Source organism: Microbacterium resistens NBRC 103078 (assembly GCF_001552355.1).
Taxonomy (GTDB): domain Bacteria; phylum Actinomycetota; class Actinomycetes; order Actinomycetales; family Microbacteriaceae; genus Microbacterium; species Microbacterium resistens.
This window is the reverse complement of record NZ_BCRA01000019.1, coordinates 1-10,333: the sequence shown is the minus strand read 5'-3', so window position 1 is coordinate 10,333 and position 10,333 is coordinate 1. Positions and strand designations below refer to the sequence as shown.

Genomic DNA, 10,333 nt, shown 5'->3' with positions numbered 1-10,333 from the left:
ATCGCCCCCTGGGCGGCGCGGAGCCGGCGCTGATCGAACTCCGTGGCGCGCTCGGCCGCGGCGCGGGCAGCCGCGCCCTCGAGCGTGATCCGGACGTCGTAGATGTCGATGATCTCCTCCGGGGAGGTCTCCCGCACCTGCACGCCGCGCGGGAGCCGCTCGACGAGCGCCTCGATCTCCAGACGGTGCAGCGCCTCCCGGACCGGGGTCCGGGACGTGCCGAAGTCCTTGGCGAGCCCGTTCTCGCTCAGAGGCGCACCGGGCGCGATCCGCCCCTCGACGATCGCATCCCGGATCCGCTCGTACACACTCGTCGCCATCGGTGCACCTCCCGTGAGTCGAATGTACCCGACGACCGGGTGCGGCCCGTGGCCGCACCCGGTCCGGCTCAGGCGGCCGCGCCGGCGCGGCGCCCGAAGACCATTCCCGCCGCCAGGCCGGACCCGCCCGGGTAGTTCCCCGCGAACAGCCCGCCGAGCATCTCACCGCACGCGAACAGCCCGTCGATCGGCGAACCGTCCTCACGGAGCACGCGCCCGTCGAGGTCGCCGCGGAGCCCGCCGAAGGTGAAGGTGATGCCGCACGTGACGGGGTAGGCGTAGAACGGACCCGTCTCGATCGGCGACGCCCAGTTCGACTTGGGCGGCACGACCTCCGCCCGCCGCCCGTCCTTGATAGTCGGGTCGAACGGCACGTCGCGGTCGATCGCGGCGTTGAAGGCGGCTACGGTGCGCGCGAGGCCCGCGGCGTCGATCCCGGAGCGCTCGGCCAGCTCCTCGATCGAGTCGGCCACGTGCACGCCGATCCCCGGCATGTCGTACTCCTCGGTCCGCAGCATCGGACGCAGGGAGGCGTCGAACACCTGCCACGCGATCGATCCGGGCTGGGCGAGGATCTCGCGCCCGTACTTGGCATAGGTGTAGTTGCGGAAGTCCGCGCCCTCGTCCAGGAATCGCGCGCCGTCGCGGTTCACGATGATCCCCAGCGGATAGCTCTGCCGCGTGAGGCGGTTCGTGAGCTCGCGGTTCGACTCGTTGTGCTCGGCCTCGGCGTCCCACTGCACCGAATGGCAGGAGGACCAGTCCCCGCCGCGGGCCGCGCCGATCTCCCGGGCGGCGCGGAGCATGTCGCCGACGTTGTACGGTGTTCCCCGCACCTTCGCGTGGGCCCATCCGGCCCCGAGGTGCTCCTCGCGCCACTGCGGAGAGGACTCGAAGCCCCCGGCGGCGAGGATCACGCTCTCCGCGCGGACCTCGTGCGCGACCGCCGCACCCTCGGCCTCGTCGGTGAACCGCACTCCGACGACCCGTCCGTCCTCGACCACGAGGGAGCGCGCCCTGGCACCGTAGCGGACGGTCGTTCCCAGTCGCTCGGCCACGGCGGTGTGGTCCGCCATGAGGCCTTCTCCGCCGCCCACGTTGCCGATGTGCAGACCGCCCCAGAACAGATAGGTGCCGTCCGGCCGGTCGTACGCCTGACGCTCGTACATCAGCCGATACCGGAGCCCGAGCGCGCTGAGCCACCGGACGGCGTCTGCGGACTCGTGGACGAGCACGTCCGCCATGGCGAGATCCGTGCGCCCGTCCGTGACCTTGACGAGGTCGGCCAGGTACTCCTCGGGCGTGTAGGCCGGCACCTCGGTCACGGCGTGCCGCTCGTCGGCCACCACGATGTCGCGCAGATCGTCGAGCCCGCCGTGGCTGATCCTCGTCGCCCCCGCGGTGTAGAAGCTGTTGCCTCCGGCCATGTCCGGCAGGCCCCGTTCGAGCAGGAGGACGGAGCGCCCTCGCTCGGCGGCCGCATGGGCCGCGGCGAAGCCGGCGTTGCCGCCGCCGACGACGACGACGTCATAGGTGGGTGTGGTCATGTCATTCCCCCTCGAGAGCACAGTGCATGCGCTAATTGTATACATATGTATGCGATAGTCGGATCCCGCGCACCCGCCGGATGACGCCTCAGCGTCCCGGCCGCACCCGCAGTCGCACGATCCGGTCGTCCGCGAGCGTCTCGTGGCGGTCCCGGACCCGCGGGTCGTGACCCGGGACGACGACGCCGTCCGGGCCCGCGAGCATCCGCAGCGCATCGAACGCCGCGTACATCTCGTCCAGGTGGTGGACCGCTCCGTACGGCCGGTCCTCCTCGACGTTCGCGTAGAAGTGCGAGGCGTCGGAGGCCAGGACGATCGGCCCGTCCTCCGTCGCGACCCGCATCACCTGGGTGCCCGCGGTGTGTCCTCCGACGAGATGCGCGGTCATCCCCGGGCCGATGTCCGTGTCGCCGTCCACGAGGTCCACGCGCCCGTCGTCCACGAGCCTCCGCAGCAGCGCGAGGTCCGCCTCGGGCCGGAAGTGCGCGTAGACGCCGCGCTCGGACAGCGGCCCCGTCCAGAACTCCCACTCGCGGCGCTGCAGCACCACGCGGGCCCGCGGGTAGTCGGCGATGTGCCCGGTGTGGTCGTAGTGCAGATGGGAGAGCACGACGACGGGCACCTCCTCGGGCGCCAAACCCAGTCCTGCCAGCAGCTCGATCGGTGATCCGAGGTAGGTGCGCGCCCCGCGCCGGGACGCCTCCTCCCGCGTGAAGCCTGTGTCGAACACCCACGGCCGCCCCTCGCGCACGATCACCCAGGCGTAGTAGTCGATGGGCCAGCGGTCGTGGCAGTCCGCGGAGTAGCCGTGGAAGTGCTCTCCTTTGAAGGACTCCGTGCGGAAGGCGTAGCGGAGCGCGTAGACGCCGTCGGGGGCGGTCATCGTCCGCCGTCCCCGAACCGGAGATCCCTTCCCGACCATTCCTCCCAGAGCTGCGCGATCGCGGAGTAGTCCTCCCTGCCCCGCCCGGCCGACACCGCGAGGTCGTACACCGTCTGCGCCGCCTGCGTCGCGAACAGCGGGATGCCGCTGCGCTGAGCCATGGCCAGGGCGAGGGTGGAGTCCTTGCGCGCTGCGTCCAGCGGCATCCCGCCCTCGAAGTCGCCGCCCGCGACGCGCTGCATGATCCGGTGGTTGAGCGGACGCTGGAGCCCGCCGTCCTCCCGCAGGAGCATCGCGGCCACGTCCTCCAGCGCCACGCCCTCGGCGCGCGCCATCGCGAACGCCTCGACCAGCACGACCATGACGGCGTGGGCGACGCCGTTGTTGACGACCTTGGCCGCCATCCCGGAGCCGAGGGCGCCCAACCGCAGCACACCCCCTCCGCCGATCACGGCCAGAAGATCCTCGGTCCGGGAGACGTCCTCGTCCTCGCCGCCGACCAGCAGCGTCGCGGCCCCCTGGGCCATCTGCGCCACGCCGGACAGCACGGCGGCGTCGACGATGCCGACGCCCGCCGGTTCCAGGATCCGCCGGGCGTCGCGGACGTCGTCCGGGAGCACGGTGCTCGTCTCCACGACGACGGTGCCGGCGGCCAGCCGCGGAACGAGGTCGCCGAGCACCTGCCGGGAGATCGCCGGGGTCGGCAGCGACAGGACGATCCGTCGCGCGTCGGCGACGTCCGCGAGGTCCTCCGTCACGGTCGTCCGCGGCAGATCCGCGGCGAGCGCGCGCCGTTGCGCGGAGAGATCGTAGGCGACGAGGTCGAAGGCGCCGGAGATCCTCCCGGCGATCGGCAGTCCCATCTGGCCGAGGCCGACCAGTCCGATGCGATCCGTCATGCGCGTTCCTTTCCGTCGGTGCTCAGGCCTTGATGGCGAAGGGGTCGCGGATGTCGTCCGAGAGGTCGAGCAGCACGTTCTTCGTCCGCAGGTACTCGTCCAGCGCCTCCAGGCCGCGTTCGCGCCCGTAGCCGGAGCGCTTGACGCCGCCGAACGGCGCCTGCGCCGCCGAGTAGCGGTAGGTGTTGACCCACACCGTCCCCGCCACCAGCTCCCGGGCGACGCGGTGGGCGCGGGAGACGTCGGTCGTCCAGATCCCGGCGGCGAGCCCGAAGTCCGTGCCGTTGGCGAGAGCGATCGCCTCCTCCTCGTCCCGGAACGCGGTGACCGCGAGGACGGGCCCGAACACCTCCTGCTGGGCCAGGCGAGACTCGGCGGACACGTCCGCGAAGATCGTCGGCTCGACGAACGCCCCTGCCGCGAGGGACTCGTCCGAGGGGGTCCCGCCACCCGTGACCAGACGGGCGCCGTCCGCCTTCGCGTCGCCGATCATCGCGAGGATCCGCTCCCGCTGGAGCACCGAGGCCACCGGCCCCATCTGCGTGGCCTCGTCCGACGGGTCGCCGAGCCGGATCCCGCGGGCGACCTCGGCCACCCGCGCGACGACCTCCTCGGCGATCCTCTCCTGCACGAGCAGACGGCTCCCCGCGATGCAGGTCTGCCCGCCCGCGGCGAAGATGCCCGCGACGGCGCCGGGGACGGCGCGGTCGAGGTCCGCGTCGTCGAAGACGATGTTCGCGCTCTTCCCGCCCAGCTCGAGGGTCACCGGCACGAGGACGTCCGCCGCCGCGCGGGCGATCGCCTGCCCCGTCGGCACCGATCCGGTGAAGCTGATCCGTCCGACCCTCGGATCCGTCGTCAGGGCGACGCCCGCCTCGCGTCCGCCGGTGACGATGTTGATCACGCCGGCCGGGAACCCGGCCTCGGCCACCGTGTCGGCGAGAGCCAGCGTGGTCAACGGTGCGATCTCGCTCGGCTTGATGACGACGGTGCAACCGGCGGCGAGCGCGGGCGCGAGCTTGTTCGCAAGGAGCTGCATCGGCGAGTTCCACGCCGTGATGAGCACGGCGACGCCGACCGGCTCCCGCACGGTGTAGTCGAACGTCTCCCACGCGTCGAGCGGGATCGTGTGCCCGTAGATCTTGTCCGCGGCTCCGGCGAAGAAGCGGTAGTTCCGGGCGGCGAAACGTGCTTGGGTGGTGGTCTCGCGAAGGAGCTTGCCGTTGTCGGCGCTCTCCAGCCGGGCGAGGCTGTCGGCGTCCCGGTCCAGGAGGTCGGCGAGACGGTGGAGCAGCCGGGCGCGTTCGGCGCCGCTCGTCCTCCGCCACGACCGGAAAGCCTCCTCGGCGGCTCCGATGGCCTGCGCGGTCTGCGCGGCCGACGCGTCCGCGACCACGGCGAGGGTCTCGCCGGTGAGGGGGCCATGCACGGGAAGGGTGCGCTCCGGGGCCAGGGGGATGCGCCGACCGCCGATGAGCATGCGGGTGTCGGGCAGGGTGAGCCGGGCGTCAGCCACGGGGGTCTCCGATCTCTTCGAGGGCGCGGTCCAGGTGCGGGGCGAAGGCCTCCGGGTGCTCGCAGATCGGGAAGTGCCCGAGCCCGGGCATCGTCCAGAAGCGGGCGCCGGGGATCTTCGCCGCCGTGGCCTCCGACATCGCCGGCGTGCAGGAGTAGTCGTACTCGCCGGTCATCATGACGACGGGGCAGCGTGCGGTGTCGATGTCCCCCACGATGTCACGGCCGTCCCAGCCTCCGGAGTAGAAGTCGATGTCGCCCGCGAAGGTGCGGTGCCCGCCCTGCGCGTAGGTGCGGAGGATCAGCTCGCGCAGCGACGCCGGCGCGGACGGGGCGATCAGCCCGTCGATCCACTCAGGGACGAAGGTCGCCTCGTTCACCCGCAGGTGCCCCGCCCACGGCGTGGTGCGACCGGGGACGTGGTCCGACGCCTCGCAGGCGATGACCCCGCCGAGGCGGTCCGGCGCCCGGTGCGCCATCATCAGGCACGCCTGCCCCGCCATCGAGGCGCCGACGAGGATGGGGCGATCGAGACCGAGCGCGTCGATCACGGCGAGGATCGTCTCGGCGTACCGGTCCGGCGTGAGAGACCACGCGCCGATGGGCTCGGGCAGCGCCGAGGACCGGCCGTGCCCCGGCATGTCGAAGGCGACGATCTCGCGGCTCGCCGTCACCCGCGGGTCCGACATGAGCGGATGCGCCTGGCGGCTGTCCGCGCCGGCCGTGTGCAGCACGAGCAGCGGGGTGCCCACACCGTCCCCCGCGCGCTCGACGTAGAGGTCGAGGGGTGCGTCGTCCACCATCACGGTCGCGTAGCCGCCGACGATCCCGGAGCGGTCGAGCACGGGGTCCGCGGCTCGGGCGACCGGTGCGTCCACGGTCTCGCGAGCGAGTTCGAGGAGCCGGCGCACGACGGGCGCGTGCTGGGCGAAGACGAGCTCGTCGCCCTCGATCCGCGTGCCTTCCACCCGCATCCGCAGAGCCAGGAAGTGGTTCATGGTCGGGCGCGGATCCCGCGACAGCAGCTCCGACCACGCGTCCGGCGGTGCGACGAGCACGATCGGGTCGCTGCCGCCTTCGCACACCGTCTCCGCGGTGACGGTCACCCGCACGCGGGCGTCGCCATCGCTCAGTTCGACGCAGAGGTCGGCGGTGCGTCGGAAGACGCCCAGGTCGGGATCCTGCTGCGCCGCGGCGATCCACGGCGCGATCCGGGCGACGAGACCGCGCAGACCTGCCCCGCTCATCGGCCGGACACCCGCCGGCTCCGACCGTTTTCGGCGAGTCCCTCGTCCTCGTAGCGACGCCCCGGGCGGGTCCCGATGTAGACGGCGACGAAGGTCAGGACCGACACGAGGATCATGTACGGCGGGATCGCGACGATGGCGCCGAGTCCCAGACCGAGGAGGGCGGTGAAGATGAGCGGCGCGAAGCCCCCGCCGAAGATCGCACCGATCGAGTAGCCCAGCGACGCCCCGGAGTAGCGCACGCGCGGCGGGAAGAGCTCGGCGAACAGCGTCGCCATGGGGCCGTACATCAGCGGGTGGATGAACCCGAGGCCGATGATCACCGTCACCAGGAGCATCCCCGTGCTCGGCAGGGCGTCGTTGACGAGGAAGAACGGGTAGGCGTAGGCGGCGAACAGGACGGTCCCCCAGAGGAACACCCTGCCTCGTCCGACCCGGTCGCTCAGGGCGGCGGCGAGCGGGATCGTGAACAGCTCGATGAAGCCCGCAGCCGCGACGATCCACAGCACGCTCTGCCGCTCCATCCCCAGCGTCGTGGTCGCCCACGTCAGCACGAACGTGGCGAAGAAGTAGAAGCAGACGAACGGCGCCAGGCACATCGCGATGGCGAGGAGGATGTTGACCGGGTGCTTGCGGATCGCCTCGAGAGCCGGGAGCTTCGCCGGCTCGGACGTCGCGGCGAGCTCTGCGAACTCGGGGCTCTCGATGACGCTGAGCCGGATGAACAGGCCGACCGCGACGAGCACCGCGCTGAACAGGAACGGGATGCGCCATCCCCAGTCGAGGAACGCCTCCTCGGGCATCAGGGTGACGAGCGCGAACACGATGGTCGACAGCACGAGGCCGGCGGGGCTCCCCGCCTGGGTCCAGCTCCCCGCCAGGCCGCGCCTGCCCTTCTCCTCGTGCTCCACCGACATCAGGACGGCCCCGCCCCACTCGCCGCCCACCGCGAAGCCCTGCACCAGGCGGAGCAGCAGCAGGAGGATCGGTGCGGCGACGCCGATCGCGGCGTACGTGGGCAGCAGGCCCACCAGGAAGGTCGCGATGCCCATGCCGAGAAGCGAGTAGACGAGCATCTTCTTGCGCCCGAGCCGGTCGCCGAAGTGCCCGAACACCACGCCGCCGATCGGGCGGGCGAGGAAGCCGGCGGCGAACGTGCCGAACGCCGCAAGGGTCCCGACCAGCGGATCGAAGTCGGGGAAGAACAGACGGTTGAACACGAGCGCGGCGGCCGTGCCGTAGAGGTAGAAGTCGTACCACTCGATCGCCGTTCCGACGAACGAGGCGAGGATGACCTTCCGGGTCATCTGCCGGGAGTAGCCCTGTCCTGTCGCGGTGCTGACGACCGCGTTGTCATTCGCCATCGAATGCCTCTCGTTCCCGCGGCGGGCGCCGCACGGAATGCCACTGTATACATATGGATGCCGAAGCACAAGACGCCCGTGCAAGACCCCGCGCAACGAGCACGGCAAAGCACCCGCCGATGGCGCGGCCCCACGTGCAGGCACGCGCCGCGGCCATCCCGGCGCGGAGCACCTCGGGCGGGTCCCTCGGGCGGCCGGGCTGCGGATCAGGCGCGGCGGGCGGCGTCCTCCAGCGCGACCCACGCGAGCATCGCGCACTTGACGCGGGCGACGTAACGCGAGACGCCGGTCAATGCCGCCGCGTCGCCGTAGACCTCCTCGTCGAGCTCGATCGCGCCCCGGGAGCGCAGCGCCTCGCGGAACCCGTCGACGAGCTCCGCGGCCTCCTCCGTCGTCCGCCCGACGACGAGGTCCGTGAGCATCGAGGCGGACGCCTGCGAGATCGAGCATCCGGCGCCGTCCCAGGAGACCTCGGCGATGCGCTCGCCGTCGAGGCGGACCCGCAGCGTGATCTCGTCGCCGCAGATCGGGTTGCGCTGATGCGAGTCCGCGGTCCCCTCGGCCCCCTCGTCCCCGACGAGACCCTTGCCCTGCGGCCGCTTCGAGTGATCGAGCACGAGCTCCTGATACAGCGCCTCGAGATCGCTCATGCGCCGACCCCGAAGAACGCGCGCACCCCGGAGACGGCGTCGAGGAAGCGGTCAACGTCCTCCTCCGTGGTGTACAGGGCAGCGGAGGCGCGCACCGAGGCGGCGACGCCCAGTCGGCGGTGCACCGGCTCCGCGCAGTGGTGTCCCACCCGTACCGCGACGCCGCGCGCGTCGAGGAACTGCCCGACGTCGTGGGCGTGCACGCCGTCCACGACGAACGACCACAGCGCGACCCGGTCCGCGCCCGGTGCATCGCCCAGCAGCCGGATCCCGTCGATCCCGCTCAGCCCCTCGTGCATCCGCCGTTCCAGCCGTGCCTCGTGCGCGTGGATCGCGGACATGCCGATGCCGTCGAGGTAGCGCGCGGCCGCGGCGAGCGCGATGGCCTGCGAGACCGGCTGGGTGCCCGCTTCGAAACGCTGCGGGGGCGGCAGGTAGCGGGTCAGCTCGAACGAGACGCTCTCGATCATGGACCCGCCGGTGAGGAACGGCGGCAGGGCGTCGAGGACCTCCGCGCGTCCGTACAGCGCACCGATCCCGTGCGGTCCCTGCATCTTGTGCCCCGAGAACACGGCGAGGTCGACGCCGAGCGCGGGCAGGTCCAGAGGAAGGTGCGGCGCGGACTGGCACGCGTCCAGGACCGTCAGCGCCCCGACGTCGCGCGCGCGGGCGACGAGCTCGGCCACCGGGTTGACGATGCCGAGGACGTTGGTGACGTGCGCGAAGGCCACGACCTTCGTGCGCGCGCCGATGACCTCCGCGGCGTGGTCCAGGTCGAGGGAGCCGTCGTCACGGATCCGGATCACCCGCAGCACCGCACCGGTGCGCGCGGCCAGCTCCTGCCACGGGACGATGTTCGCGTGGTGCTCGGCCTCGGTGACGACGATCTCGTCGCCCTCGCGCACGGCGATCGCGGCGCTCGCTTCGCTCCCCCGCCCGAGGCCCGCGTTGCCGAGGGCGTAGGCGACGAGGTTGAGCCCCGCCGTGGCGCCGCTGGTCCAGACGAGCTCGTCGGGGCCGGCGCCGACGAAGGCGGCCACGGTGGCCCGCGCGTCCTCGTACAGCTCCGTCGCCTCGGCGGCGAGGGTGTGGGCGCCGCGGTGGACGGCGGCGTTCGCGCGCTCGAGGAACGACCGTTCGGCGTCGAGGACCACGCGCGGCTTCTGGCTCGTGGCCGCCGAGTCGAGGTACGCGAGCGGCTGCCCGTTCACGCTCTCGGACAGGATCGGGAAGTCGGCGCGGACGCTCGTGACGTCGAAGGGCGCTGCGGTCGTGCTCACCCCTCCACGCTACGGCAGCCGGACGCCCCCGGCGCCGTCGCCACCGGCTTGTGACACCCCCTACACCGCCCCCTCCTACACCGTCACCTGCAGCCGAAACCCCCTCTGCCCGACGAAACCCCCTCGCAAACACGTATCTCCGAGGGGGTCTCGACGGCGGGAGGGGGTTTCGGCGGCATGGAACGGCGAGGAGGACGGGGAGCCGGGGCGGGGCGGGGCGACGGTGGGATCAGACGAAAAGCTGGCATGGACAGGTATGGACAGGTACAGTCGGTGAAGACAGGTAGGGAGTCGAGCATGAACGCCAAGTACCAGCGCGTCGCCTCGCTGATCGAGCAGCGGATCCGGGACGGCGATCTCGCCGACGGGCAGCGCCTCCCCGGGGAGTCCGAGTTGGCCAGGGACCTCCAGGTGAGCCGCGGAACGGTGCGACAGGCCATCGGGGAGCTGCACCGGCGGCGCCTCGTGAGCACCCAGATGGGCGTCGGATCGTTCGTGACCTTCGACGGCGTCGCGCTGGACACCCCGCGCGGGTGGGCGCATGCGCTGGCCGTGGGCGGCACGCCGCTCGACGTCGAGATCCTGGCCATCGCGCACGCCGCGCCCCCGACGCTCGCCGCCCTCGCCG

10 protein-coding genes are annotated in these 10,333 nt (G+C 72.1%); 1 reads left to right on the top strand and 9 read right to left on the bottom strand.

The features are described from left to right. The 9 genes from MR1_RS04305 to MR1_RS04265 all read right to left on the bottom strand — a co-directional run. On the bottom strand, window positions 1-320 hold a 320-nt coding region (locus tag MR1_RS04305), incomplete at its 3' end, for a GntR family transcriptional regulator (protein WP_157517894.1). A 68-nt stretch (window positions 321-388) separates the two neighbouring features. Beyond that, window positions 389-1,867, bottom strand: coding sequence for an FAD-dependent tricarballylate dehydrogenase TcuA (tcuA, locus tag MR1_RS04300; protein WP_067243450.1), 1,479 nt, complete (start codon window positions 1,865-1,867; stop codon window positions 389-391). Window positions 1,868-1,955: 88 nt separating this feature from the next. Beyond that, window positions 1,956-2,750 carry an N-acyl homoserine lactonase family protein gene (locus MR1_RS04295; RefSeq protein ID WP_067243449.1) on the bottom strand — a complete coding sequence of 265 codons (795 nt, stop codon included), beginning with the start codon at window positions 2,748-2,750 and terminating at the stop codon, window positions 1,956-1,958. Continuing rightward, the gene (locus tag MR1_RS04290) at window positions 2,747-3,649 is read right to left on the bottom strand and encodes an NAD(P)-dependent oxidoreductase (RefSeq protein ID WP_067243448.1); all 903 of its coding nucleotides are present in this window, start codon (window positions 3,647-3,649) and stop codon (window positions 2,747-2,749) included. Before MR1_RS04290 ends, MR1_RS04295 begins: the two co-directional genes overlap by 4 nt. Before the next feature lie 22 nt (window positions 3,650-3,671). Continuing rightward, window positions 3,672-5,165 carry an aldehyde dehydrogenase gene (locus MR1_RS04285; protein WP_217996178.1) on the bottom strand — a complete coding sequence of 498 codons (1,494 nt, stop codon included), beginning with the start codon at window positions 5,163-5,165 and terminating at the stop codon, window positions 3,672-3,674. Next, window positions 5,158-6,411 carry an alpha/beta fold hydrolase gene (locus MR1_RS04280; RefSeq protein ID WP_067243447.1) on the bottom strand — a complete coding sequence of 418 codons (1,254 nt, stop codon included), beginning with the start codon at window positions 6,409-6,411 and terminating at the stop codon, window positions 5,158-5,160. The genes MR1_RS04285 and MR1_RS04280 overlap by 8 nt, the downstream gene beginning before the upstream one ends. Then, window positions 6,408-7,775, bottom strand: a complete 1,368-nt coding sequence (locus MR1_RS04275) for an MFS transporter (RefSeq protein ID WP_084344367.1) — start codon at window positions 7,773-7,775, stop codon at window positions 6,408-6,410. Before MR1_RS04275 ends, MR1_RS04280 begins: the two co-directional genes overlap by 4 nt. Before the next feature lie 206 nt (window positions 7,776-7,981). Further along, window positions 7,982-8,425 carry a Fe-S cluster assembly sulfur transfer protein SufU gene (gene sufU, locus MR1_RS04270; protein ID WP_067243446.1) on the bottom strand — a complete coding sequence of 148 codons (444 nt, stop codon included), beginning with the start codon at window positions 8,423-8,425 and terminating at the stop codon, window positions 7,982-7,984. Then, window positions 8,422-9,705: a SufS family cysteine desulfurase gene (locus tag MR1_RS04265; protein ID WP_067243445.1), complete on the bottom strand. Its 1,284-nt coding sequence runs from the start codon at window positions 9,703-9,705 to the stop codon at window positions 8,422-8,424. The genes sufU and MR1_RS04265 overlap by 4 nt, the downstream gene beginning before the upstream one ends. Window positions 9,706-10,002: 297 nt before the next feature. Between MR1_RS04265 and MR1_RS04260 the strand changes: the two genes are divergently transcribed. After that, a partial coding sequence (locus MR1_RS04260) for a GntR family transcriptional regulator (RefSeq protein ID WP_157517893.1) occupies window positions 10,003-10,333 on the top strand: 331 nt, incomplete at its 3' end.